This is a genomic window from Micromonospora hortensis (assembly GCF_022230935.1).
GTDB lineage: Bacteria > Actinomycetota > Actinomycetes > Mycobacteriales > Micromonosporaceae > Micromonospora > Micromonospora hortensis.
In genome coordinates, this window is record NZ_JAKKFE010000020.1 from 257,846 (window position 1) to 282,738 (window position 24,893).

Here is a 24,893-nt window from a genome sequence, read left to right on the forward strand (position 1 = left end):
CGCCGATGTATCGGGCACTTCTCGTGTGCAACTCCCTGTACGAGGCCGACCCGAAGCTGCATGCCCTGCACGGCCCCCGCATCGACGGACGTCTGCTCAGCGCCGCGTTGACCGACGACGAGATGGGCGTGTTCGCCTCAGAGCACGTAACGATCCTCTTTGATGCCTCACGCGCCGAGATCGCGGAGGCGGCCAACCGGTTCTTCAGCGACGCCGAGCCGGAGGACGTGCTGCTCTTCTACTTCAGCGGGCATGGCCGCAGCCGAAACCAGAAACTCTATCTCTGTGCCCGGGACACAACGTCCAGCCTGCTGCCCGGTACCGCTGTCTCCAACGACACGCTCAACGACATCATCGGCGATTCATTGGCCCGAGCGAAGGTGATCGTCTTGGACTGCTGCCACAGCGGTGCGTTCAAGGGTCCAGTCGCCGTCGAGCGGCTGCTAGCCGGCAAGGGCCGGTTCGTGCTCACCGCCACCGCCGCATCAGAGACGGCTGCTGACGCCGATGGTGAGGACCTGCCGAGCCCGTTCACCAACGCACTGGTCGACGGACTGCTGCACGGCGCCGACGACAAGGACGGCGACGGCATGGTGGATCTCGCTGATCTGTATGAGTACCTGCAAGCCGCCGTGCGAGGCTCGTCGGAGCCTCGGCACCGCTTCGACGGGTTCGGCAACGTGCCGATCGCCCGGCGGCCCGTGTCAGTCGCCGCCGACCTGCCCGACGGGCGCAGTGAAGCCGAGCGACTTTCGACGCCCCCCGAGGACTCGGATCACCCGTTCCTGGATGGTACGACTACCGCCACCGTCCTCAGCCCGCGGCGGGTTAGTCGGTTCCGTGCGGCCATGCGCAAGGATGTGGGCCGCTCCGTGCCGCGTCGCGGGTCGGCCGCCGACTTCATGCGGGCCGCCCTTCTGATGCGCGAGGGCCGGCTGACCCGGGCCGGTGCGCTGCTGTTCGGCGAGGATCCGACCGCGGTGGTACCCACCGCCACTGTCCAGTGCACCCATTACCACGGCCCCGGCAAGGACGCGCCGATGGACAAGCGCACCTTGGGAGGGACGATTCCCGAGCAGATCAAGCAGGCCCGTGACTTCGTCGCTGAACTCGCTCGACTCGGCGAGGTGCCAACTACGGGCGCGGCCGTCACCGAGCCGGTCTACCGCTACCCGATGATTGCCGTCCGCGAGATCATCGCAAACGCGCTCGCCCACCGCGACTACCAGCAGCGCGAGATGTGCGTACATGTCCGGGTCTTTTCCGACCGGATCGAGGTGACCAGCCCAGGCACCTGGGCGGGAGCCGAGTTGGCCGACGACGAGCAATGCCCGCTCAGCGAGCTGCGCAGCGAGTCGCGGCAGCGCAACTTCTGGCTAGCGCATGTGCTGAGCTGGAACAAGTTGGTAGAGAGCGAAGGGGCCGGAATTCCCCGGGCGGTCGCGGATTGCCGCCAGCAGGGCGCCGCCGGGCCGATCGTGGCTCGTTCCGGGGAGGCGGTCACGGTCAAGATCTTTCCGTCTGCCCCGCTCGGCTCGACCGTGTTTCCGGACGACTCCGCGGTCAGGCTGACGGGCGCGCTGGCCGACCTGCACGGCAGGGGTGCGTCGTCGATCAAGGTCTACATTTCGGCTACCCAGAAGGACCTACTGGACCATCGGGCCGCCGTGCACACAGCGGCTCGGCGTTTGGCGATCGACGATGTGGCCATGGAGGCGTACGGCACCCAAGTCCAGTCACCCCTGGAACGCTGCCTCGCCGACGTACGACGCAGCGACGTCTACGTAGGGCTGTTCGCCTGGCGGTACGGGTACCGCCCGCCAGGCCAGGAATCCTCCATCACCGAACTCGAGTATCGGGAGGCAATCGCCGCCGGCAAGCCCTGCCTGATCTTCCTGCTCGCGGAGGACACGCCCTGGCCGGTCGACATGATCGACCGGGATGCCGACTGGCAGCGGATCATCGCGTTGCGCCGCGAGCTCCAGGAGCGCCATCTCTGCGCCTTCTTTTCCAACGTGGACGACCTCGCCGCCAAGGTGACCGTCGCACTGGCCGACGTACGCAGGCATCGACCCCCGGGCCGCGAGTCCGCCGACCCGGACACCCACCTGCCGCAGGCCCTACGCAGCCAGTACTACCAGCAGTTGGCGATGAGGCACCGGGCGATGCCCTTGGACGCCGTCTCACCGCGACCCACCAGCGGCTACCTCACCGTCGGGCTGCCCGAGGTGTTCGTGGAACCACGGGTGCACGAGGATGCCCGGCCGGAGATGCCCCTCGCCTGGTGGCGCTGGGCCAGTTCCACATCCGACGGCGATGCTGGTGGGCTGCCCGGCGTGGTGGACCCGGAAGATGTGGAGCGGCTCTGGGACGAATACGCGGCCAAGGACGAGCTGTCGCTGTTCGACGTGGTGTCCGACCCGGGCAGGCGCACGATCGTGCTGCTGGGCGACCCCGGTTCCGGCAAGTCCGCGGCCGCGCGGTACCTGACGCTGACATTGGCCGGCGTGTGCGTCGAGCCTCGACTGAGCGCGCTGGACCGGTATCTACCCGTCCTGATCGAGCTGCGCTCCTACGCCACCCATCACGGGGACGGCCGGTGCGACGGCTTGCTCGACTACGTCGGCCACCGCCACCAGCAGGGGCTCGCCGGTTTCGACCAGGACGTGCTGGAGGCGTACCTGCGCCAGGGCGGCCAGGCGTTGTTCCTGTTCGACGGCTTGGACGAGGTGTTCGACCCGGCGCAGCGGGAAGAGGTGGCCGCGCAGATCGCCACGTTCGCCAACGAGTACCCGGGGGTGCTGACAGTGGTCACCTCGCGGGCGGTCGGCTACCAGCGGCACACCTTTGCCAACGCGGGCTTCGACCATTTCACCCTGGAGGATCTCGACGACGAGCAGATCGCGAGGTTCCTCGGCAACTGGTACCGCTACGTGATGCCCACGCCGGCTGTCGAGGCAGAGCGGCAGCGGCGGCAGATCCTCGACGTGGTGGGCAGTTCTCGAGCGATGCGCGAGATCGCCGGCAACCCCCTGCTGCTGATGCTCATGGCGATCGTCGGCCGGGGTCACCCGCTGCCCCGCAACCGACGCCGGCTCTACGCGCACGTCACCGACGTACTGATCTCCGAGTGGGATGTGACCAAGCAACTGCGCGAGAGCCACGGCGACGTGCCGTCGCTGGACCTGCAGGCGAAGCGTCGACTGCTGCGTCACCTGGCGTATTGGATGCAGTTCCGCGAGTCCGGCCCCGCCGGAAACTACATTGAATCCGACGAACTCGCGCGCATCTCCCGGGACCACCTCGTCGCGTTCTACGGTTTCGAGAATGAGCGGGCGCTCGCCATGGCCTACTCGATGATCGACAAATTGCGGCAGCGGAGCTTCATCCTGGAACGATACGGACTGCGACTGTTCGGGTTCGTGCACCGCGCGTTCCTGGAGTTCTTCTGTGCCGAGGAGATCGTGGACAGATGCGAGCAGGACCCGACCACCTGGGACCTCGATCGTCTGCGTTCGCTGTTCCGCGAACACTGGGCCGATCCGTCGTGGCGGGAGGTGCTTCGACTGGTCGCCAGTGCCCTGCCCGCCCAGACCGTCAACAAGCTGGTCACCCTGCTCGCCACCGAGGCCACTCAACCGTGGCCGCCGCTGAACCTGACCGGGCCGCCGTGGAACCTGGTGCTGGCTGCGCAGTGCGTGGCCGAGGCGCCGCAGCCCGCCGAACTGGCCGGCGCGGGCACCGCCGTGCTGCGCCAGGTCGTGCGTCTCATCGAGCATGGCATCTCCGCCGACGACCCGAACCTGGTGGACCTCACTGAGCAGGAACTGCTGTCCCCGATCCGGGCGCTCGGCCCGAGTTGGCCCGGCCGGGAGATCTTCCTGCACTGGTACCGCCGCCGCGGGGTCCGGACCAGTTGGCGATCCGGCTCTCCCTTCGCCACGCGGATCGCCGCGGTGCTGTCCACCACCGAGGAGCAAATGGAGGAGCTGCTGGTCAGGGAACTCGGGCAGAGCCCCGATCGACAGGCTGGCGTCACACTGGTCGCCGGGCTGGCCGAGGCGGCTGGCCAGCTGGACACCACGAGCCGCGGCCGCCGGTACTGTCGGGACCAACTGCTCGTCCAGGCACGGGCAGAGGCCTCCACGGCGGTACGGCAAGCCGCGGTACGGGCATTGGTCGCCCACTTCAGCGCCGACCCCGACCTCATCGACATGCTCCGCGGCCTCGCCGATTCACCTGACCCGGCGGTACGCGCGATCGCCGTCCAGTCCCTCGGCGGGGTCGAATCGTCCGAGGACATCCGCCAGTTGCTACTGGCGCGTGCCACCGAGGACCGGGACGCAACGGTACGGCGGGCCGCTGCGGAGATACTCGCCGCGCGGCCCGACCTTCCGGGCGTACCCGAGACGATGCAGCGGCTGCTGGCCACCGACACCGACCCCGGTGTGGTGCAGTGCGTGCTGAAGGGTCTGTTGGTTCTGCCGCAATACGCCGAGACTGCAGGAACCACGGCGTTGCAGCGGGTCAACGGCCATTCCCCGGACGAGGTCCGATGCTGCATTCTGACCGAGCTGCTGCCGGAGCGACCCGGCCCGGAGAACACCGAGCTGTTGCTGAAGCTGGCCTCCTCGGACACGTCCGCGCGGGTCCGCGCGGTGGCCGTGCGGCGGTTGGCGCTCGTACCCGACTCGCAGGGGCGCTGCCGGGCCCGATTGATCGACCAGATCGAGCAGGACGGGGAGTCCTCCGTGCGGGCCGCCGCGGTCGCGGCTCTGATCGACCGGGACCGCGCCGACGACACCGGGTGGACCGTGGTGGCCCGCACGGCTCACGTCGACGAGGACGCGACGGTACGCCTCGCCGCGGTGCGCGCGCTGGCCAAGGCCTACCCCGACCACCGCACCGGGGAACTGCTGCTGGAGAGCGCCCGCAGCGATCCGACCGCGAGCGTCCGGCTCGCTGCGGTCGACCTGCTCACCGGGCGACCGCTGTTCGGTCACGCGACCCGAGATCTGCTCATCAGCCGAGCCTCCCAGGAGCGGGACCCGATCGTCCGGCTGCGGGTCACCCGTAGCCTGGCCCGTCTCGCCGACCCACCGGACCCTGAGGTGCGGGAATGCCTCGCCGAGCAGGTCCGCCGGGACCCCGACCCCAACGTGCTGCGCGCGGCCGCACAGGCCCTCGCCGGCCACGGCGACACCGACGGCCTGGTGGCGACGCTGTGCCGGCGGGCCCGCAGGGACAGCTACGCAGGCAGTCGGCTGGCCGCAGTGCAGGCCCTCTGCACGGACGGGAGCCCTGACGCGGTGACCGACGTGCTATTGGAGTGCATCGAGACCGACACGGAGCCGGCCGTGATCGACGCGGCGCTGCACCGTCTGACCCAGCCGGACCTGGCGCCAATGGCCGCGGCGGTCAGGACGCGGCTGATGCGCCGCCTGGCCGACGACGACCCGGCCGTCCGCGCCCGCACCGCCGCCGCGCTCGGCGAACACTTCGGGACCGATCCCGCGGTGCGCATGCTGCTCGTGGGGCTGATCCGCGACGACCCGGACCTCGATGTCCGACGCCGGACCGTGGAGCAGCTGGCGACCATGCTGACCGACTGGCTGGAGGGTCGCGAGCTGCTGATTCGGCTGGTGGACCACGACGACTGGGAGATCCGCCGGACTGCGCTGCTCGCGATGGCGCGCCACAACGGTGCGGACCCCCGGACCCGCACCGTGCTCGTACGCCTCGCCCATCAGGAAGACGATGACACCGTCCGCTGGTTGGCCGGGCAGCTGCTGGCCACGCTGCCCGGTACCAGCCCCGACGATTTCCCGTGACCGGCGTCGGTCGCGCTGCAGGCGGGTGGCGACGGGGCGACTTTTAGCTCAAACGATCATTCGAGTCCGCGCCACCGCCCACTGGTCCCCATGTGGTCCCCAGCCCTCAGGTGTAACCCAAGGACGTAGAGCCCTGTTGCTGGGTCCCACCGCGCCCCGCTCCCCCGCCATCGGGGTCGTGCCGTCACCAGAAAACAGCGTGCGCCCGCCCGTCGCGACTCGCCTACCCCGGGCAAGGGGTTCGTCTCGGTGGGCCGCCACGGACCGACGCCCGACGTGGGATACGCCTAATCGGCGCCATCCCGCTCAGCTGACGATCAGCCCACCTCGGTCCGGCGCCAGGCGTTCGGAACCCGTCTTTGTCACGAGCCCTCTCCGCCGGAGGCGCCTCCGCGAGGCGACGCGGTGCGCGCTCACGCCGATGAGCGGATGTCTATGCCTGCGCGCTCTCCGGCGGTTCGACGCGCTGCTGTGCTGGATGGCGACGCTGGCCATTGGGCAGATCGGCCTGCCGATGGTCTGATCGAAATGACTCAACGGGACCGGTGCGTCGGTCATTCGGTATCGCCTGGGTGGGAGCGGATGTCAGGCGGATCAGGGTGATGCTGTAGGCGACGATCCACACGACCCAGATCAGCCAGCCGACAAGGCCGAGGAGACCGACCGGACCGGGGTCGTCGATGACCAGGGGGCTCAGCACGGCCGAGCCGAACTGGAGCGCGGCGGCCAGCAGGCCGATCCCGCCGTGCCAGCGGCGGATCAGGCCGGCGCGTCGGCCGCTGATGGACAGGCCGGTCATGGCCAGTGCCAAGAAGGTGCCGTTGAAGATGAACAGCGCGTTGTGCAGTGCCCAGAGTCCGGCGATCGTGCTGCTGTCCTGCGCGGTCGTTGACGCGAGCGCGAGCCGCGCGGCCATCACGCCGGTGAAGGTTATGTTCTGCAGGATCACCCCGGCGAATCCGACCAGGGACCAGGCTGTGCCTTGCTCACGGTCGGTCCGCCACAGCACGGAGACCGCGCCGGCGCCGAAGAGGGTGGCCAGCACCCAGGCGATCGGTGCGAGTGCTGACGCGAGGCCGACGGTGTCCTGTTGGGTGGTGAAGAACTGGACAACGTCGTTGGTCTCCGCACCGGTGTGGGGCAGGCCGGCTGGCACCAGGAAGGCGTTGATGGAGACGATGAGGATGGCGAAGCCGAGTCCGGCGAGTCCGGCGAGTCCGGCGATCCGCGAGAACGTCCAGGTGCTTCCCACGCCGAGTTTACGCGACATGCATTCAATATAAGGCACGGAAACCGAAAGGGGCAAGTCATGACCGCCGAGACAGGCAGGCGCAGGTACGAATCACTGCGCCGGGCGGCGCAAGCGGCAGAGACCAGGGGTGAGATCGCCAGCGCCGCTCGTCGACTGTTCCTCTCCCGCGGCTGGGGGGCGACCACGGTACGTGACGTGGCGCGGGAGGCCGGGGTCTCGGTGCCGACCGTCTACGCGGTGTACGGGAACAAGACCGGGCTGATCCAGGCCCTGGCCGACGCGGCCGACATCGCCGCGGATCCATCGCAGTCGCTCGCCGAACTGGAAGGGGCCGAGAACGATCCGGTGCGGCAACTCGCGGCGATGGCCGGCTACGACCGGCGCCTCTTCGAGCGCGCCGGTGACATCATCGCGCTCGTGCGCGAGGCGGGCCGCACCGAGCCCGAGCTGGCGACGGCCTACCGCGACGGCCGTCAGCGGGGGAACGAGACCAGGATCCAGGTGTTCTCGTCGTGGCCGGGCGGCGTTCTCCGGCAAGGATTGGACATCCCGTCGGCCGTCGACATCTACGCGGCGATCTGCAACATCGACGTCTACACCACACTGACCGACGAACGCGGCTGGCAACCCGATCAAGTCGAACGCTGGTGGACCGAGGCCCTGGCCCGCGAACTCCTGAGCTGACGTGTCAGGAGGCGCCTTATGACAGGCCGTCCTGGTACGGAAGATTACGAGGTAGACGACGACCACGAAGGCCACGCCACCTCGCCCCACGGGCACCGCATCCGAAGCCAGGCGGGTACTGGCCGCGACTGACCGTCGGCAAGCCGGTCGCAATCCCTGAAACCACTCCCAGCGGTTACGGCGCTCTTGCCAGGGCTCCGGAGGGAAATCCTTGCCCCAGCGCAGTGTGGACAGGTCGATCGGCACGTTCACGACCACGTTCGTGACGATGCCCGTGGCCCAGGTCGCGCCTGTTGCATTGCCCGAGTCCAGGGATACCGGTCCGCAGTGTCATGGTCCAGGCCGCAGGCATGGACGAAGGTCGCGATCAACGGGGCGCGCGGCAGGGTGTTGCGCGCCCAACATCGAGATAGCGAGGCCGGTCCAAAGGGGACGGTGATGTTCCGTCAGCACGACGCGGCTCGATCCCGAAACCACCGCCGCGATCGCGAGCAGTCCCGGCTACCGGAACGGTATTGATCGATGTCTTGACTCTATACGCCGCCCTGCTCATGATTTACTGCGGCCGTTCAACAGTGAGGGTCAATGTGATGACGCAGGGAGAACCACCGGCAGGAGGCCCCACATCAGCCGTCACTCTCAGCGAGCTAGGAAAAAATGGCCGACTCGCGCGCGCCGGTCGAGGCACGAGGGACTGGCTGACACGTAGGGCCCATCGGCGGGAACTGAGTATCGCGAGCCTCGGTTCGGTGCTCCTCGCTGTCGCGATGATCTGGCTGATTCCGCCGTACGCGATTCGCATGCTGACTGCCGGCGCCAGGACTGTGCCGATCGCCGACCCGGCCCACACCATCGTCGGTGACGTGGGTGACCCGACGGCCCAAGCATGGCTGGTGGGATGGGGTGGCCACGCACTCACCCACCGTCTGCGTGGCCTGTGGGATACCAACGCTTTCTATCCCGACACGTACGGCCTAGCCCTGAACGACAGCCTGCTCGGCTATGCCCCGGCAGGGCTGATAGGCAATGGTGTAGTCGGCGCCGTGCTGCGCTACAACATCCTGTTCGTGCTGGCATTCGCGCTCGCCTTCCTCGGCGGCTACGCGCTCCTGCGCCAACTTGGCGCGAATAAGGTCGCCGCCGCGGTAGCCGGGGCCGCCCTCGCCTACGCGCCCTGGCGCTACGGCCACGACGGACATCTGAACATTCTCTCCACCGGTGGTATCACTCTGGCCCTGGCGATGCTGGCGCGCGGCCACGGACTCTCGTTCACCCGCGGCTACCTTGCCGAACGAGTCCGGCCGGGCTGGGCGTTCGCTGGCTGGCTGGTCGCGGCCTGGCAGGTCAGCCTAGGCTTCGGCGTGGGGCTGGGATTCGTATACGTCCTCGCCGCCCTCTGCCTGATCACACTGACAGCCTGGCTGATCCACCGCCCACGCCTTAGCCTCCGGCTGATCGTCAGTGATCTGATCGGTGGGCTGATCTTCACCGCGGTGACCGGATACTTCGCGTACGCGTACCAACACGTGCGCGAGCTCAACCCACAGGTCACCCGGGACTGGGACTACGTCGCGCATTTCTCCCCGACACTGCGCGGACTTCTCGTGGCGCCGCAGTCCTCGCTGCCCTGGGGCACCCTGCACAACGACGCCCGCACCGCTCTTGGTGACGTACCGACTGAGAAAGTGCTGCTATGCGGGTACGCGCTGTATCTACTGGCCTTCGCCGGCCTGTTCCTATCCCGCTGGTCACCGGTGCAACGGCTTCTGCTGCTGTTGGGGGCGGTCGTCGGAGTGTTGTTCGCGCTGGGCACGAACGGGCCGATCTACCGCCTGCTCTATCTCTACGTGCCCGGGTTCGATGGATCCCGTACACCAGGCCGCTTGATCTTGTGGCCCACTCTCTGCCTGGCCATCCTCGCGGCCGGCCTGGTCACCCACCTGGCCGAGGTGGCTCGCAGGGACGCCACGCCGGAATGGTCGGTGAGAGCGCCACGGCTACTGACCGTTCCGTTGCTGGTCCTCGTGCTAGCTGAGGGCCTACCTGACCTGGACCACCCCCAAACCCCAGCCAAACCGGCCGCGATGGCGCTAGCCTCCGCGCACGCTCCCATCATGGTATTGCCGTCCAACGACGGAATCGATCTCCACGTCCTCCTTTGGTCGACCGACGGTTTTCCCACCATGGTCAACGGTGCGGCCAGCTACACCACACCCAACCGTCAGGCGATCCGCGACGTTATGGCGACCTTCCCCAGCAAGCCGGCCTTGGATCGGTTGCACCAGCTCGGCATCCGCAGCGTCGTCCTGCTGCGCGACCGGGTCTACGGTACCCCGTACGAACCACTGCTTGACGTCCCCGACGTACCCGGCATCACCCGCCATGACGTCGGGCCAGACGTGGTTTTCACCATCGACACCAACACCAAGAACCCCTAACGAAACGCTGTTGGGCGTGTCCTCGGGACACGAGGATCGTTCTGTCTGAACGTGAGGAGGGGTGAGCAGCCGCCGTGGATCGTCTCGGACGAACTCTGGGCCGAGATCGAACCACTGTTGCCACCCCGACCACCACGCCGGCACCGGTTCCCCGGGCGTAAGCGCCTCGACGACCGCAGAGTGTTGTGCGGAATCCTGTCCATGCTTCACACCGCGATTCCGTGAAGGTTCCTGCCTCAGGAGTCGGGGTTCGGCTTTGGGAAGACCTGCTGGCGGGGGTTGCGGGACTGGAACGACGCCGGAGCATGGCAACGACTGCACGAGATCCTGCTCGGCAAGCTGCGGGCCACCGATCAGCTGGACATGTCGAGGGCGGTGATCGACGGCTCGCACATCCGGGCGCTTGCCCGACCGAAGGTCTGCTACGCCGACAGTGCCGCGTCGATCGCGCTGATGAGGATCTGCTCCATGCCGTCGGGGGATGTTGCTGTCGGTTTTCCTTTGAGGTGCCCCAACCAGCCGTAGACCGTCATCGAGCCGCCGGCGATGCCCGGGAAGTCGCTGTCGATCCCGCCGGCGTACGTCGACGTTCTCCGCAACAGTTCATCACTGGGGAGGTACGCGCCTACCTCGTTTGCGTAGCCGGCGAACAGCAGCCGGCTCGACGTGCCGTATCGCGCCCGGAAGTAGACGGCGTATCCGGAAACGATCTCGCCGCCGGCCAGCAGAAGCCGGAGGTCCGGGCTGCCGGTGAACCTCCAGGACTGGACGGGCACCGGGATCGACGTCGCGAACGTGCCGGCGTCGATCTGCGCGATCATCTGCCGCGCGTGCCGCCGGTAGTAACCCGGCAGGGAGACATTGTTCGACCGCACGGTGTAGGCCGCGGACACGTTCCGAAGATTGCCCGCGGTCAGCGTCACATCCAGCGGCAGGCTCACCTCCCGGTAATGGGTCGTCGTCGGGCCGGCGACCGGCCGACCTGGCCGCAGCAACGCCGTCGTGACGGCCTGAGCGAGTTCGGCGCCCCGCAGGCTCCGCTGGGCCCAACCCCGCGCACCGGCAGGGTTCTGGTCACCGGCCGGCCCGAGAAGGAACTGGGCGAAGGCGCCGGTCGCCTTCTCGATCCGGGTGACCGCGTCCCCCGGGTAGTCCGGGTCGAACATGGTCTGCGACCCCGCCACCACCGGGTGGCACCCGTAGCTGAACAGCACGGCCAGCGGCTCACCACCCGGCGTACGAGCCGTGAGGACAGGCACGTCCGACTCGACGTACGGCAGACTTTCCCGGTTGTACGAGAAGTGCTGGTCGACGACCTGGTAGTCGAGCGTGCACGGCGTCCGCGGACCGTCGAGCGTGTCTCGGACCAGTTGCACGATCCGCGCGGCCAACTGGTCGCCGTAGGCACGCACCTGTGCCTGCTGGGCCGAGTCCATCGCGTACGAGATGAACGGGTCGAGTTTGTCGGGGAGCACCGGGCCGTTGTGCGTGTGCGTGGCCGTCAGCGCGAAGTTCTCCGACGCCAGCCCAAGAGCGACCACCTGGCTGCGGATCGACCGGTGCAGGCCACGCGCGAAACCGAGGACGTCGACGGTGACGATGACGTGGGGCACCCCCGCGTGCCAAAGGATCGTGCACCGCGCGAACAACGGCGCAGCGGCCCCGGTCGCCTTGCGGGGCACGTCGACGCCGTAACCGGCCAGGTACGTACCCGCCGGTGGAGTGATCTCCACCTTCCCGACTGACAGCTCGGTGCCCGTCGCACCCCGTGCGGCGCTGCCGACGAGGCTCTGGCCCACCAGCGACGCGGCGACGAGGGACCCACCGGTGAGCAGGCGGCGACGACCAACGGTCAGCGGCCGATCATTCGGTGTGTCGCCCTCGGCCGCCTGCGCCCGGAATTCCGACGTGGTGGCAGGCCTGAATCTGGACATGGTCATTCGGCAACGATCTCCCCCGTGAGACGCCGACGCGCGACCGCCGCCCCGCACCAGCATTGGATGTGCGAGCGACAGGCATCAGTATCAAGTTGAGGGAGATCATGGCGCACGCCAGGACCGTGGTCAATCGTCGCGTGCCATCTGCATCCCGCAGCACGGTTCGCTCACGGTGCGCGCGGACCGTGTTGGCAGGGCGACACGACCGATTGCCCCACCGCCGATGACGATGCTGAACACCTACGGCTCGACGCAAGATACGGTCCAAGCCGTCGGCTGGGGCGGAAGCCGCGGCCTGGTTGGGTCAGGGCCGCACCCGCGAAGCCAAACGATGCGCAGGGATGACGAACCTGGTTGCCGACCCCGGTAAATGGGGAGTTTTCGGGGGCGGTTCAAAACCTCATAGACAAACTTAAAGACCTGACCAGCGTTCCGCTGGTCAGGGCCTTGTCTGTCGGGACGGCCGGATTCGAACCGACGACCCCTTGACCCCCAGGACGTCTTGGTAAGCGTTCCCGCACGTCACGTGCGCTATCCCGACGATCAGGCCGTGTGGCTGCCGGCTGTCATCGCGCATGCCGTGTGGTCCCCGCCTGGTCCCTGGATGCTAAGCGGCTTACCGCCCCCGGCTTCTCGGGGCTGGGGCGGTAAGCCGTGTGACCGGCTCTCCGCGCATGCACCCTGGTTGCCGGTAACAAGCCGCGACGCGGCGCGGCGGCATTTTGCTTGTGGTGGTCGGCCGTTGGGCGGGTTCGCTGGGTCTGTCGGCGGATGGGCCGTCGCTCAGAGATGCGGTTCAATGAGCGGTCAGCTTTTGGTGATCCGGTCGTGTCGGGGAGTGACGGTGAGCTTTCGGGGCCAGCCGTGGTCGCGGTGGTTTGTGGCCCTGTTGTTCATTCTGATGGCGGTTGTGACCACGGCGGTGGCGTTGGCGGTCAACGCGGCGAGCAGTGACGAGCGGCGGTGGCCGTGGGGCCTGCACATGATCCAGGACTACCCGTTCCCTTCGGTGTTGGTCCTGACGGTGGTACTCGCGATGTTGAGCATCATGGTGGTGTCGGTGCCGCGCGAGCGGGAAGCTCGTACCACTGGCGCTTCAGCCGTGGTCACGTCCATTGTCGATGCCTCGCCGGCCTCAGGGGACGGTGGGCCACCCAGCGGTACCGGTGTGATAGGTGCACCGCTAGGGGAGCTGCCGGTCGTCGTCCGGGGACGCGACGGTGTAGTCAGTGACCTCGTGGCACCGCGTGGTGCCTATTCGCCGCAGGTTCGGGTCTTGGTGGGGATGGGTGGTTGCGGGAAGACCACTGTGGCGTTGGCGGCGGCGCGGGAGGCTCAGGCGTCCGGCTGGCGGGTGTGGTGGGTTTCGGCGGTGGACAGGGCGACATTGGTGGCCGGCATGTCGGCCGTGGCGCGGGAGGCGGGGGCGTCGGCAGAGGAGGTGACCAGCGCCGATTCGGATTTGGCGTTAGCGGGGGTGGTATGGGGGCAGCTCAATCGACTGTCCGGCCACTGGTTGTTGGTCATTGACAATGCCGATGCGCCTGAAGTGTTGGCCCCGGGCGGTACGAGTGTGGCGGGTGGTAGCGGTTGGTTGAGGTCTGCCGGTGCCGGGGTCGTTGTGGTGACCACCCGAGTGACTGATCGGGCGGTGTGGGGGCATCGGGCAGGGTGGTTCTCGCTGGGTGAGTTGGATCAGCAAGCGGCGGCGTTGATGCTGCTGGACCGGATGGGCCGTGCGGACGAGCCCGAGCTGATTGAGGCGGCGACGGCGGTGGCGGATCGGTTAGGCCGGCTGCCGTTGGCAGTGCACCTGGCGGGGTCGTATCTGGGTTCGGGCATGGCAGTGGTAGGGCTGGACGGCTACCTGCATCTGTTGACGGATCGCTCGCTGAGCGTGGTGGATGACGGCGCGCCTGGGTGGGGGGAACAGGATCCGCGTCGGCTGATCATGTCGACGTGGGAGATCTCGTTGGACGCCTTGGAGCGGCAAGGCCGCGTACGGGCGCGCACCTTGTTGCGCGTGTTGTCGTTCCTGGGACCGGGCTCGGTGGTGCCGATGCCGATGCTGAACCCCTCGGTGTTGTCGGAAGCGGGGCTGCTACCCGATGGGGATGAGGGCGGCGCGGAGATGGCGGCCGGGTTGGCGGGCCTGCGGGCGGTGGGCCTTGTCGACGGGGCACCAGCCGGGGTGGATGGTTCTGGCGATGGGCTGATAGTGCATCCGCTGGTGGCCGAGGTGTGCCGATGGCGAGCCGCGCGCGACGGGCAACGATCGTCGCTGATGGCGGCGGCGGCCGGAATGGTCGTGGCCGCGAGCGCACGGTTGAATCCGGCTGATCCTGCCGACTGGAACGGGTGGCAGGTGGTCGCCCCGCACGCGAGAGTAGCGCTCGGTGGGATCGCCGAGATGAGCGAAGACCTGATTGCCCGCGTGGTCGGTGTCAACAATGGTTTGACGTACCATTACACCGCTCACGGTTCGTATCCGGCGGCTATCGACCAAGGCGAAGACGTCGTCGCCGCTGCCGTCGCAAGAATGGGTACCGAGCACCCGGACACGCTGATGTCGCGGAACAACCTGGCTGCCGCCTACAGGGCGGCGGGGCGGTTGGGTGAGGCGATCCCGTTGTACGAGGCGACGCTTTCCGTGCGTGAGCGAGTGCTGGGTGACGAGCATCCGGACACGCTGATGTCGCGGAACAACCTGGCTGCCGCCTATCAGGCGGCGGGTCGGCTGGGTGAGGCGATTCCGTTGTACGAGGCGACGCTGGCCGCGTACGAACGAGTGCTGGGTGACGAGCATCCGAACACGCTGACGTCGCGGAACAACCTGGCCTACGCCTATCAGGCAGCGGGCCGGCTGGGTGAGGCGATCCCGTTGTACGAGGCGACGCTCTCCGTACGTGAGCGAGTGCTAGGTGACGAGCACCCGGACACGCTCACGTCGCGGAACAACCTGGCCTACGCCTCCCAGGCAGCGGGGCGGCTGGGTGAGGCAATCCCGTTGTACGAAGCGACACTTTCCGTACGTGAGCGAGTGCTAGGTGACGAGCACCCGGACACGCTCACGTCGCGGAACAACCTGGCCTACGCCTATCAGGCAGCAGGCCGGCTGGGTGAGGCGATCCCGTTGTACGAGGCGACGCTGGCCGCCTACGAACGAGTGCTGGGTGACGAGCACCCGAACACGCTGACGTCGCGGAACAACCTCGCCACCATCTACAACGCGGCAGGCCGGCTGGGTGAGGCAATCCCGTTGCACGAGGCGACGCTCTCCGTACGTGAGCGAGTGCTAGGTGACGAGCACCCGGACACGCTGTTGTCGCGGAACAACCTGGCTGCCGCCTACCAGGCAGCGGGGCGGCTGGGTGAGGCGATCCCGTTGCACGAGGCGACGCTCTCCGTACGTGAGCGAGTGCTAGGTGACGAGCATCCGGACACGCTGTTGTCGCGGAACAACCTGGCTGCCGCCTACAGGGCCGCGGGGCGGTTGGGTGAGGCGATCCCGTTGTACGAGGCGACGCTTTCCGTGCGTGAGCGAGTGCTGGGTGACGAGCATCCGGACACGCTGATGTCGCGGAACAACCTGGCCTACGCCTATCAGGCAGCGGGCCGGCTGGGTGAGGCGATTCCGTTGTACGAGGCGACGCTGGCCGCGTGCGAACGAGTGCTGGGTGACGAGCATCCGAACACGCTCACGTCACGGAACAACCTGGCTGCCGCCTACCAGGCAGCAGGCCGGCTGGATGGGGCGATTCCGTTGTACGAGGCGACGCTGGCCGCGTACGAACGAGTGCTGGGTGACGAGCACCCGGACACGCTGACGTCGCGGAACAACCTGGCCTACGCCTATCAGGCAGCAGGCCGGCTGGGTGAGGCGATCCCGTTGTACGAGGCGACGCTCTCCGTACGTGAGCGAGTGCTAGGTGACGAGCACCCGGACACGCTGATGTCGCGGAACAACCTGGCCTACGCCTATCAGGCAGCGGGCCGGCTGGGTGAGGCGATCCCGTTGTACGAGGCGACGCTGGCCGCCTACGAACGAGTGCTGGGTGACGAGCACCCGAACACGCTGACGTCACGGAACAACCTCGCCGCCGCTTACCGCCTTCGGGACGACAGCATGTAGCGCTGCGGCCGCCCGGAGACGGCCGAAGGCCGCCCGGCGAGCAGGCCGCGGGCGGCCCCGCAGTTGCACGGCTCCTTGGTCCAGAGAGCGAACGATTCAGCAGCCATTGAAGTAGACATTGAGCTGCGCAGACGTGATCAGCAATGATCGTCACTTGTCACTGGTTGTCAACCATGCGCGGGGGTTTTCGGGGGTAAACGGGGGGCCGACAGGGGCGTCGCCAGTCCACCGCGTCCCGCTCCCCCATCAGCAGAACGCCCGTCACCAAGGGAGCAGTGCGCCCCATACCCATTCGCTACACGCTGGCCGCAGGCATGGGAGTCGTGTCGGTGGGGCGAGATGAACCCCAACTACATGATCAGAATTGCTACTGAAACCTGCAATTGTGCTGACCATCGGCTTCCATGTCCCCGCTGTCGGAGGCCGGATTCGGGCCGCGTCGTACCGAGACCTTGGCCGGCCACCTGACTGCGGGGATACGGTCAGACCTCGTCATGGTGAACGACTGCGGCCTCGGCGCGGACGAGCGGCTCGTGAGGCACCGCCGCAGGCTCAGCAGTCACCCGATCCATGCCCGGACATCGACCCGGGTGCCGTCGGTGAGCGTCAGGCCCGGACCGACGGCCGTCTGCTCGACGTGGCTCGTCGGCGGAATGACCAGGAGGAAGCCTCCGCTGAACGCTCCGCACAACACACCGGTGACTCGTCAGGGCAGGGCCGCGTGCGTGTAACAGGAGGTCTTCTGCCGCAGGCCGGCTGGTGTCGGCGTACGCCCGGGCGAAGTGGCAGGCTGCTGTGGTGTCTGCAGAGCCGCGCAGCGACTACTCCTGGCTGTTCGACCTGGTGGCGACCGATCCGGTCATCCGCCACCTTGCGCTTGCCCGCCACCAGGCGTTGCTCGCCGCGGCGAACGGCGCGCTGCACCGCTCGAATGCTCTGTGGGCAGCTCATTACCGGTCGAGATCCAGCCAGACCCGCCTGGGCGCGGCATTGGACCAGGCGAGCGCCGATTTCCGGTGGCACCAGGAACAGACAATCTACGGGCCCCTCCACGCCTTCCGGGACGCCGCGGACGGTGACGATGCCACCCGCGCGCTGTGGGCACCGATCGCCGCCCTGTCCCTGCGGTGGGAGGCGGAATATCCCGACGAGTGGGGAGCGCCGGAGTCGTGGATGCGGTCCCGCTGGGGAACCAAGGAGGCCGTTCTTCGCCGTTTCGATCGCGCCGGTTGCCCAAAGGACATCCAGCCGGAAATCGCTGAGTTGATCCTTGCCGCGTTGCGGCGACCGTATCGGTGCAAGGACTGGATGTACGCCTGCCTGGTCCGCCACCTCGACGACCCGTTGTTCTTCCACGGGGTGGAGATGCTGGCTTCGGCCGATGACCCCTCGGTCCGGATCCGAGCGCAGTTTGTTCTGCAGGTGGCCACACACCGCGAGCAACGGACCACCCGCACGAGTTGGCGACGTTGGCTCAAGGCAGCCGGCTGACCGCCTGGCTGTTGATACGGACAAATCGAGGGTACGGGCGTCCGCACCCTCCAGCCTGCGCCGCACCGCCAGCCATCCTGATTGCCCGACGCCGAATTGTTCAGGTAAGCAACACGGCGCCGTCTTCGAGGCGCACCATGGTGCGCGAAGATTGCCGGCCTCCTCTCCGACCTCGAAGTCAAGACATGCTGGCAGTTGGCCGAGCAGGCCGGGCATGGTCGTCCGGACGCGATGCAGCGGCTGCTCTACCGGGCGAAGTGGGACGCCGACGCGGTACGTGACGATGTGCGCAAGGTCGTCGTCGACCGGTCGGTGACTGTCGGGCTCGGAAATCGGGCTTCGGCTACGCCGCCGGCGAATACTGGTTGATCAGGCCACCGAGGATTGGGCGTCGCTGGACCCGGGCGGTGGTCAGGTCTACGACCTTCGGCGGCCGACTCGGTGGCTGCTGGTCCAATGAGCCCTTTTCGTCGTGACGGGGCTGGTCACGGCGGTGGGGTGGGGGCAGGGATCGACGTAGGGCGAGGCTCCCGGTAAGGCAGCAGTCGACCAAGATCCGATGCCCCAACCGGAAGCCTCGCTGTTGTCCTACCCTGCCGCGATTCCCCTGTCCGACCGCACCCTCATTTGCCTCGCTGACCTGATCCGCAACCACCGAACGCAGGTGGAGAATCGCGCAGCGCTTGGCTGGCGGTTCAACAAGTTTGACCCGAGTACCAGGCGTTGGATACGGCGTTGGCGCCGCCGATGTCCCACGTTCCCGGGCCGATGCACCAGGTCCAGTCGTCGCGGGGCCACGTCGCGTCGACGTAGATGAGCACATGGGTGTTCCCGCAGTGGTTGTACCAGGCCGTCACCGCGTCTTCGTAGTAGCCGCAAACCTGCGCGGCGACGTCCTCGCTGCCGGGCTTGGCCTGCTCCGAGACCGCGGTGGTTTCGGGTTGGGACAGGCGGGAGCCGGTGCCCGGACTTGCCTGTGCCACGGTCCCGGACAGGGTGAGTGCGCCGAGGATCGCGGTCACTGCCGAGATCCGAAACGCCGTTCTGTACCACATTTTCACAATGGTCTCCTGTCAGCCGCCGCTGCGGCCTAGATGATGCTGCTGGCTGCATGAAGTGATCGATGTACTTCCTCGCGCTCCTTCCATCGCGAAAACACGGACCGATGTAACACGCTCAAGTGAACCTTCTTCCGTAAGGCGGAATCAGATTCAACCCTGACTGAGCGGACTTCCTAAGATAAGAGTGCACGCCACAGCCGGGTCTGTCGTTACTGGTAAGCGCACAAGTCTTTAGTCTGCGCGTACTCTCGCGCACTGCTCGCGGAACTGGCGTGGCGAAAGGCCGTAGGCGCTGCGGAACGCCTGGCTGAAATGCGCCGGGCTGGTGAACCCCCACTGGGCGGCGATCGTGTGGATCGGGCGCGCGCCTAGTTGGGGGTTGGCGAGGTCGCATCGGCACTGCTCCAGGCGACGCTCGCGGACCCAGCCGGCGACCGTGCGCCCGTCCTCGTGGAACAGCTTGTGCAGGTATCGCAACGAGATGTGATGCGCTGCGGCGATCGCGTCCGGTGTCAGGCGCGGATCGCCCAGATTCTCTAGGACGAAGGCGTAAATCTGAGCCATCAACGCTCGCCGTTGGGTGTGGGAGGGCACCGCGCTTTGGACGTCCAGCGCGTTGGCCAGTGCCGCTGTCAACACGTCAATGGTGAGGGTGGACAGCCGGGCGGCGTCCGACGGACTGAGTTCGTCCATGTGCCGGGCAAGGCGCAGCAGGAATTGTGAAGATAACGCGCCGATGCCTTGGGTGCCAGGGATGCGAACTGCGCTCAGGCGTCGCAACTCCCGAGGGGGCAACGGCAGTAACGAGCGCGGGAAGCGCAGGAGCAGCAGCTGACTAACTGGCGCATCCGGGGTGAATTCGGCTACGTAGGGCCGGGAGGTGTCATACAGTATCAGGTCCCCCACGCCGAAATCTGTGCGCTGGCCGTCTTGCGTGATCATGCCGCCACCGCGCACAAGGCAACCCAGCTTGAACACCTCGGGATCGGCCTGCCGAATGAGCTTGGGAGTACGGTGGACCGAGTGCGGCATCGTGGTCATTAATGTCGCCTGCACGGGACCGAACTCGCTGATTCCGACCTGAGCCCGAAATCCGGGCTCCCACTGCGATTCACAGCGTAAATCGTAGGGCACCCAGAGCTTCGAGTTTACCTCGCGCCAGAAGGCGAACCCGTCTTCAACCGGGACCTCGGTGGTGCTGACTACGTCCATGACTCACCTTCGCGCTGTCGCTGCAGGGGTCAGACCACGATAGCTTGGCGTCGATATGGCGGCGTTGCGATGTTATGGCGCGGGTCAGGCATTGAGGGCTCTTCATCGTGATGGGTCTGGTCGCGATGGGTGGCAGGCAGCGTGTGTCGACATTGGACGAGGCTCCCGGTAAGACAGCCGTCGACCAAGACCCGATGCCCCAACCGGGAGCCTCGCTGTGCTGTCTTGACCGTCTGCGGTCGCGCTGTCCAGCCGCACTCTGAACCACCTGGCCGACCTCATCCGCGCCGAACGCACCCGCCGCCGCGGCCGGTGGCGACGTCTTGATGCCGGCAGGCCCTGCTCACCCTGGCCCATCTGCGTAACGGTGACACCATCGCTCGACTGGCCTGCGGCTTCGCGGTCAGCGTCACCACGGTCTGGCGGTACGTCCGAGCAGCCATCGACTTGCTCGCCACGCAGGCCGAGGACCTGAACGCGGCCATGCGGCGCATCGCCAGGATCGCGTACGCGATCCTGGACGGCACCCTGATCCCGATCGACCGAGTCGCGCGGCGGTGACCACCGCGTCGAAGGCCGCCGTAAATTTCGTGTCCCGGTCGCGGAGCAGGAACCGCAGTTCGGCCACCCGCTGGTCGAGGTCCATCAGCAGGTTGCGCGCCTGCTGCGCTACCCAGGCGCCGTTCGGATGGGCGGTCACCCCGACGACGTGGACCTGGCGGGTGGCGATCTCGACGAAGACCAGCACGTAGACCCGCTTGAACAGCACGGTGTCGGTTCTCCGCCGCCAAGCGCAGCACCAGCCCACGGACCCGGTTGTCGACGGGCGGCCGGCCCGGCCGGGCATGCGGGTAGGTCCATCGTCGGGCGACCAGCTCCCGATGCCACCGAAGCAGTGTCGCTGGGGTGACGAAGAACGCCGACCAGCGCGGGCGGGGCAGCAGCCGCGACAACACCGCCAACACCACCCGGTCGGCGGGTTGAAGATCTGGGCGGTGCACCTGTCGGCGCAGCACCGCCACCTGATGCCGGAGTACCAGGATTTACACGTCCTTGGCCCCACCATCGCAGGCAAGCTGGGACAACATCTGTAGAACCTGGCGAAGCAGCAGGTACATCAGCGATGCGCTCATGGCCTTCATCGTGTCGGCCAGGTCGATGTCGAGCGAACTGCAGCTCAGCCGGCGTAACCCAATTCTCGAGCCCCACAGGACGTCCGGCATGATCAGCTCGCTACAGGTTTCGATGCGTCTCGGTAACAAGCTGAGCTACATCAGTATGAAGAACATGGAGCTCACCCGGCTGCTCACCTAGCCGGCGAGGATCCGGGCGACGGCGGTGCTCAGCACGCGTACGCCGCGGGTCGAGCCCGCCTCCAGCCCGGTCAGGTCGCGCACCCGGGTCAGCCGGTAGTCGAGCGTGCGCGGGTGGATGCACAGCGCGGCCGCGGTGTCGAGCCGGTTCATGTCGTGCTGGTAGTAGGCGTCCAGCGTGGCGACCAGGTCGGGGCCGGCGTCGAGTTGCGCTCCGACCACCTGGAGCCACTGCCCGACCTCCGCCAGTCGGGCGGCGCCCAGCTCGGCGAAGACGTCGGTGACCGTGTACGCGTGGCGCGGCACGGCCCGCACCGGTGCGACCTCGCTGACCTGCCGGGCCAGCGCCACGGCGTCGCCGAACGCGCGCACCCGCCCAGGCGCGGTGCCGGCCGCGCACGGCCGGCCGGTCATCGAGGCCACGTCGCGGGCCAGCGCGAGCCCGCGCTCGACCGCCGGCTGCCGGCCGCCCGGCGAACTGGGGATCAGCGCGACCACCTCGTGCGGCTCCGGCCAGCTCAGCGGCATCCAGTGCGTCTTCAGCAGCGCGCCGGCGAACTCGTCCCGCGCCGCCTGGTCCGGCCCGGGCGACCCGCCGGCCACCCGGACCACCGTCGCGACGACGTGGTCGGGGACCGGCATGTGCAGGCCGCGCGCCAGCTCGGTCGCGCTGTCGTCGCCGGCCAGCAGCATCACCGTCAGCAGCCGCACCTGGGCGACGGTCGCCAGCGCGCGCCGCTGCCCCTCGATCCAGCCCCGGGTGTACGCGCCCTGGGCGGCCAGTCCCGCGGGAGCCAGCCAGGCGAGCGTGTGCATCGTCGCGGCGATGTCGTTCGGGCCGGCCGCCTCGTACACCTCGCGCAGCGTCAGCCGGGTGTGCACGAGCAGCACCTGCCGCTGCGCGGTCAGGGTGAGTCCCTTCTCGCCGCGCTGGCGGCCCATCGCGGCCATCAGGTCCAGATCCTGCACGTGGAACGGCGCGCTGTCCGCCGCGAGGTCGACCGTGCGCTGACGGAGGAAGACCGCGAAATCGAGCATCTCCGACCGCACCTGCGGCATGGCCGCGAGGTTGCGGTATTCCAGCAGCTCCTCCTGGTAGGCGTCCACCGCCCGGTGGGCGTTGTCGGCCACTCGCTGCCGCCAGAGGCTGAACAGACCGCCCATGCCGGTCAACGGTAATCGATGCGTTCCGGCCACGCCGCCCGGTTGACGCGGACCGGACAGCCTTGCGGACATTCGCAAGAACCGGGGTACGCCGGCGACCCGGTTCTCGCTCTGTCACGAAGACCCGGCCACCGGCACCCTGGAACGCTTCGCCATGGACGTCGGACGACGGCCCGGCCTGCTCGGGCGCGACCAGGTACGCGCCCCGGCATCCGCAGATCGCACAGCAATCGAGAGGTGGTTCTGGTTATGACATGGCGTAGTCGACCCTCCGCCGGAGCACGATCCGGCATTCTCCGCGCATCCAGTCTGCTGTTGGCCGCGACGGCGATGCTCGCCGCGTTCATGGCCGCACCGTCCGCGGCGGTCGCGGCACCCGCGCCGAGCGGCGACGCGGCTGTCGCCGCCATCGGAGCCGAGCGGGCATCGGCGAGCTCCGCCGGCACGTTGAGCGTCACGACGTCGACGGCGGCCGCCGCCTCACCGGCGAAGGGCGGCGGTTTCTCGGTGATGTCGGGCTCCTGCCCGTACGCCGGGCAGTACGTCGACCCGTGGCTGATCGTGTTCCAGGGCTGCACCCTCACCGGCCAGCCGACGACCGCGGTCAGCGCCCGGTGCTCCAACGGGGCCACCCTGGGCCCCGTGCACGTGCCGCCCGGCGTCTACGACATCTATGTCGACTGCTACCCGGCGTTCTTCAGCTCGCTCGCGTTCATCTGATCGGCCCACCCGGCACGGATCCCGTTGCGGGATCCGTGCCGGCGGTGCCGGTCTCGGGGCAGCGCGTCCAGGTGCGGGCCGACCGTGTTGGCGAAGCGGTTGCCGTTCGTCACGTCCCAGTTGACCGACCAGGTCATCGCGCCGCAGGACCGACAACGGTCGGCCGCGTCCGTCGGCCGCGAGGTGGATCTTCGTGCTCGGCCCGCCCGCGGGATCGACCGATGCCCTAAAGGGCCGGGTGGACTCGGCCTGCGTGTTGGGGCTCAGCACATTGTCCAGTCCTCGACAGCCAGGACCAGTTCTTCAGCGCGGGCAGCCGAGATGCTGTGCCGTTCGGCGATATCCGCGAGCACTGCTTCTTCGCTGACGTCGACGTTGTCCTCGGTTGCCTGGTTGAACTCGGCGTTGAGCACATAGGCCTGCTCCGACGGCACTTGGCACTCATCAGGCTGCGACAGCTTGTCGCGAACGACGGCCTGATGCAGCCGGTAGCCCTGCCACGAAGCGGCGTCTCCGTTGGCGGCGTCCGTCCAGCGCCCCTCGGGCGCCCATTCGAACACCGCGTAGCTGGGCACCACCTCACGTCGGTCGTACGTGACAACGATTGACAACGCCTGCCACCCCTGCCCGCGATGGCTCTCCACGATCTGCGTCGCCACGTCGATGACCTGCCGACTGTCGACGGGAAAGACGCGTAGCTCGACCCGCAAGGCCAGACGGCGAGCGCCGGATCCCGAGCTGACGTCCCGACGCTCAAAGGTGTCGTAGACGGGTTGGCGCTGTCCAGGCGTCGGTAGGCGAGTCGGCTGTGCCGACGGCGTGGCCGGTTGGCTAGGTAGAGCGGTGGTGCGAGCCGGCTCAGGTGTTCGGATAGCTGGTGACGGCGTCGGTCCGGCGGCAGAGACAGTCGGAGCGGATTGAGAAGGTGATGCCTCGCCGATGATCAAACCGACAGCGGCAAGAGCGCTCACACCGACACAGCACATGAAGAGTCCACCAACGACTACCACTGACAGGACGATTCCCACCCTCACGCCCGCCCGAAGCTGGGCCCCCGGGACCACCGGCTGCACCGAGGGCCGCCCAGCAGACGGCGACGCGTCGACTCCGGGCGGGTGCTGAGCGGATGGCTCCAACGAATCGGGTGTCTGCTGCACGGCGTCTCCAGTGAGAGGGCGTACGACAATTGTCGTGACCGCCGCAGCCACATACGCTCCGCCGAACAGTGAGACAGTCACCCCAGCCGAACGACTCACTGGTCGTCGAACGTCTACCGCACAAAGCTCTACCAGCACGAAACCTGCGACTTCTACAGCCGCCGGTTCCACGCCTCCAGACTCCTCCTGCACGTATCGGCTACCGTGACCGCGGGGTTTTCGCCAGGCCAGCCCTCGTGGGGAACGAGGAGATTTGAACCCAGTAGAACCTCACGTCGAGCCTCGTCAAGGCTTGTCATTGCTTGTCAAAACCCCTTGTTACCATCCGTAACCAAATCGAGCTTGTCATTGAGCCATTTCCAACCTGATGTTGCAGGTCAGCAGCGTGGATGTCGCGTCCGCCGAATCCTGCGAGTGTCCGGGAAAGGTCTGCGAGTGATCTTGCGAGCCGTCCGGAAAATCTTGCGAGTCACCCTTACCTGCCGGGTTGGTGGCGCGATG

At 67.6% G+C, this 24,893-nt stretch carries 15 protein-coding genes and 2 pseudogenes; 9 read left to right on the forward strand and 8 right to left on the reverse strand.

The window, feature by feature from the left end; translation table 11 throughout:
- Positions 1 to 5: 5 nt before the first annotated feature.
- Entirely contained in the window at positions 6 to 5,831 is a 5,826-nt protein-coding gene (locus NIE111_RS15625; RefSeq protein ID WP_238685084.1) for a caspase, EACC1-associated type, read from the forward strand.
- A gap of 433 nt (positions 5,832 to 6,264) precedes the next feature.
- Here the strand turns inward: NIE111_RS15625 and NIE111_RS15630 are convergent, their stop codons facing one another.
- Positions 6,265 to 7,101: a hypothetical protein gene (locus tag NIE111_RS15630; RefSeq protein ID WP_238685085.1), complete on the reverse strand. Its 837-nt coding sequence runs from the start codon at positions 7,099 to 7,101 to the stop codon at positions 6,265 to 6,267.
- 39 nt (positions 7,102 to 7,140) lie between these two features.
- Between NIE111_RS15630 and NIE111_RS15635 the strand changes: the two genes are divergently transcribed.
- From NIE111_RS15635 to NIE111_RS32435, 3 genes are all read left to right on the forward strand, one after another.
- Positions 7,141 to 7,767 carry a TetR/AcrR family transcriptional regulator gene (locus NIE111_RS15635; protein ID WP_238685086.1) on the forward strand — a complete coding sequence of 209 codons (627 nt, stop codon included), beginning with the start codon at positions 7,141 to 7,143 and terminating at the stop codon, positions 7,765 to 7,767.
- A 749-nt stretch (positions 7,768 to 8,516) separates the two neighbouring features.
- Positions 8,517 to 10,205 (forward strand): hypothetical protein, encoded by a 1,689-nt coding sequence (locus tag NIE111_RS15640; RefSeq protein ID WP_238685087.1) that lies wholly within the window; start codon positions 8,517 to 8,519, stop codon positions 10,203 to 10,205.
- Positions 10,206 to 10,256: 51 nt separating this feature from the next.
- The gene (locus NIE111_RS32435; RefSeq protein WP_353962153.1) at positions 10,257 to 10,430 is read left to right on the forward strand and encodes a transposase; all 174 of its coding nucleotides are present in this window, start codon (positions 10,257 to 10,259) and stop codon (positions 10,428 to 10,430) included.
- A 197-nt stretch (positions 10,431 to 10,627) separates the two neighbouring features.
- Here NIE111_RS32435 and NIE111_RS15645 read toward each other — a convergent pair whose 3' ends face one another.
- A complete protein-coding gene (locus NIE111_RS15645; RefSeq protein WP_238685088.1) occupies positions 10,628 to 12,145 on the reverse strand; it encodes a hypothetical protein in 1,518 nt (505 codons plus the stop codon).
- Positions 12,146 to 12,941: 796 nt separating this feature from the next.
- Between NIE111_RS15645 and fxsT the strand changes: the two genes are divergently transcribed.
- The 3 genes and pseudogenes from fxsT to NIE111_RS32525 form a co-directional block, all read left to right on the forward strand.
- On the forward strand, positions 12,942 to 16,274 hold the full coding sequence (gene fxsT / locus NIE111_RS15650) for an FxSxx-COOH system tetratricopeptide repeat protein (RefSeq protein WP_238685089.1): 3,333 nt from the start codon (positions 12,942 to 12,944) through the stop codon (positions 16,272 to 16,274).
- A 798-nt stretch (positions 16,275 to 17,072) separates the two neighbouring features.
- Positions 17,073 to 17,765: a hypothetical protein gene (locus NIE111_RS15655; RefSeq protein WP_238685090.1), complete on the forward strand. Its 693-nt coding sequence runs from the start codon at positions 17,073 to 17,075 to the stop codon at positions 17,763 to 17,765.
- A gap of 150 nt (positions 17,766 to 17,915) precedes the next feature.
- Positions 17,916 to 18,074 (forward strand): annotated as a pseudogene (locus NIE111_RS32525) (IS701 family transposase); the annotation flags it as partial.
- 386 nt (positions 18,075 to 18,460) lie between these two features.
- Here NIE111_RS32525 and NIE111_RS15670 read toward each other — a convergent pair.
- Both NIE111_RS15670 and NIE111_RS15675 read right to left on the reverse strand, forming a co-directional pair.
- Positions 18,461 to 18,787, reverse strand: a complete 327-nt coding sequence (locus NIE111_RS15670) for a DUF6355 family natural product biosynthesis protein (RefSeq protein ID WP_238685091.1) — start codon at positions 18,785 to 18,787, stop codon at positions 18,461 to 18,463.
- 270 nt (positions 18,788 to 19,057) lie between these two features.
- A complete protein-coding gene (locus NIE111_RS15675; protein ID WP_238685092.1) occupies positions 19,058 to 20,038 on the reverse strand; it encodes an AraC-like ligand-binding domain-containing protein in 981 nt (326 codons plus the stop codon).
- Positions 20,039 to 20,282: 244 nt separating this feature from the next.
- On the opposite strand from NIE111_RS15675, the pseudogene NIE111_RS15680 reads away from it, so the two are divergent.
- A pseudogene (locus tag NIE111_RS15680) lies at positions 20,283 to 20,590 on the forward strand (helix-turn-helix domain-containing protein); the annotation flags it as partial.
- Between the two features lie 491 nt (positions 20,591 to 21,081).
- Here the strand turns inward: NIE111_RS15680 and NIE111_RS15685 are convergent.
- Together NIE111_RS15685 and NIE111_RS15690 are read right to left on the reverse strand one after the other, a co-directional pair.
- On the reverse strand, positions 21,082 to 21,261 hold the full coding sequence (locus NIE111_RS15685; protein WP_238685093.1) for a hypothetical protein: 180 nt from the start codon (positions 21,259 to 21,261) through the stop codon (positions 21,082 to 21,084).
- 87 nt (positions 21,262 to 21,348) lie between these two features.
- Entirely contained in the window at positions 21,349 to 22,515 is a 1,167-nt protein-coding gene (locus tag NIE111_RS15690; RefSeq protein WP_238685094.1) for a PucR family transcriptional regulator, read from the reverse strand.
- Between the two features lie 315 nt (positions 22,516 to 22,830).
- On the opposite strand from NIE111_RS15690, the gene NIE111_RS15695 reads away from it, so the two are divergent.
- The gene (locus NIE111_RS15695) at positions 22,831 to 23,235 is read left to right on the forward strand and encodes a hypothetical protein (protein ID WP_196922387.1); all 405 of its coding nucleotides are present in this window, start codon (positions 22,831 to 22,833) and stop codon (positions 23,233 to 23,235) included.
- Here the strand turns inward: NIE111_RS15695 and NIE111_RS15700 are convergent.
- Both NIE111_RS15700 and NIE111_RS15705 read right to left on the reverse strand, forming a co-directional pair.
- Positions 23,199 to 23,372: a hypothetical protein gene (locus NIE111_RS15700; protein ID WP_238685095.1), complete on the reverse strand. Its 174-nt coding sequence runs from the start codon at positions 23,370 to 23,372 to the stop codon at positions 23,199 to 23,201. The two genes, NIE111_RS15695 and NIE111_RS15700, sit on opposite strands and share 37 nt — an antisense overlap.
- Before the next feature lie 126 nt (positions 23,373 to 23,498).
- Positions 23,499 to 23,894, reverse strand: a complete 396-nt coding sequence (locus tag NIE111_RS15705; RefSeq protein ID WP_238685096.1) for a hypothetical protein — start codon at positions 23,892 to 23,894, stop codon at positions 23,499 to 23,501.
- Between the last annotated feature and the right edge of the window lie 999 nt (positions 23,895 to 24,893).

Bases quoted from the DNA above. Each gene is read 5' to 3' on its own strand.
- NIE111_RS15685 (WP_238685093.1), bottom strand. From the start codon at position 21,261: ATGCCGGACGTCCTGTGGGGCTCGAGAATTGGGTTACGCCGGCTGAGC.
- NIE111_RS15675 (WP_238685092.1), bottom strand. From the start codon at position 20,038: ATGGACGTAGTCAGCACCACCGAGGTCCCGGTTGAAGACGGGTTCGCC.
- fxsT (WP_238685089.1), top strand. From the start codon at position 12,942: ATGAGCGGTCAGCTTTTGGTGATCCGGTCGTGTCGGGGAGTGACGGTG.
- NIE111_RS15630 (WP_238685085.1), bottom strand. From the start codon at position 7,101: ATGTCGCGTAAACTCGGCGTGGGAAGCACCTGGACGTTCTCGCGGATC.
- NIE111_RS15690 (WP_238685094.1), bottom strand. From the start codon at position 22,515: ATGGGCGGTCTGTTCAGCCTCTGGCGGCAGCGAGTGGCCGACAACGCC.
- NIE111_RS15700 (WP_238685095.1), bottom strand. From the start codon at position 23,372: ATGACCTGGTCGGTCAACTGGGACGTGACGAACGGCAACCGCTTCGCC.
- NIE111_RS15645 (WP_238685088.1), bottom strand. From the start codon at position 12,145: ATGACCATGTCCAGATTCAGGCCTGCCACCACGTCGGAATTCCGGGCG.
- NIE111_RS15635 (WP_238685086.1), top strand. From the start codon at position 7,141: ATGACCGCCGAGACAGGCAGGCGCAGGTACGAATCACTGCGCCGGGCG.
- NIE111_RS15625 (WP_238685084.1), top strand. From the start codon at position 6: ATGTATCGGGCACTTCTCGTGTGCAACTCCCTGTACGAGGCCGACCCG.